Annotated in this window: 1 protein-coding gene; it reads right to left on the reverse strand. The window is 73.2% G+C overall.

The genetic code is table 11. The annotated features are described in order from the left end of the window. Window positions 1–498, reverse strand: a 498-nt coding sequence (locus E1291_RS41585; RefSeq protein ID WP_131743497.1) for a thioredoxin domain-containing protein, incomplete at its 3' end; no start/stop codon positions are given. Window positions 499–623: the final 125 nt, after the last annotated feature.

Raw genomic sequence — 623 nt, forward strand, 5'->3', positions numbered from 1 at the left:
CAAGCGCCCGCCCGTCGCCACCACACGCTGGTCGTCCGCCAGCAGATACAACGCCGGAGTCCACTCGTTCTTGAACGCGGTCGACACCGGACCCTGGAAGTCCTCCACGACGACCCGCACCGACCCCGCGAGCAGCGCGACCAGCCCCGGGTCGTCTCCCGCGACCACGGCCAGGACCTTCTCCCGCCCCACCGCGCGGGCGTGCTCGGCCAGGCGTGGCGCGAGGTCGTGGCAGGGCTCGCAGTTGGCGGAGAAGAACCCGACCACGCCGCTGAGGGTCTCGGTCGACACCGGCTCGTCGGCGGTGGTCAGGGCCATCACGTCCGCGGGCCGTGATCCCGGCTTGAGGAGCACGGGCGGGCCGGTGTCACCGCCGTGCCCGCCATGGCCGGACGCGGCTTCGTCGCTCTTGAGCCGGCGGATGAGAGCCAGGGTGAGCAGGAGGTTCAGCACGGCCAGCAGGCCGAGCAACACGACCGCGGCGATCAGAAAGGGCATCAGTGGCTCCCCACGAGCAGGTCGACGAGATCGTCGAAAGAGACGAGCAGGATCGCGCCCACCGCGCCGGCCGCCGCCGCCACGGCGGCGCCGGCGATCGGCGGCGCGGCGCCGGGCGTGGCCAG

The organism is Actinomadura roseirufa, assembly GCF_900659635.1.
Taxonomy (GTDB): Bacteria; Actinomycetota; Actinomycetes; order Streptosporangiales; family Streptosporangiaceae; genus Spirillospora; species Spirillospora roseirufa.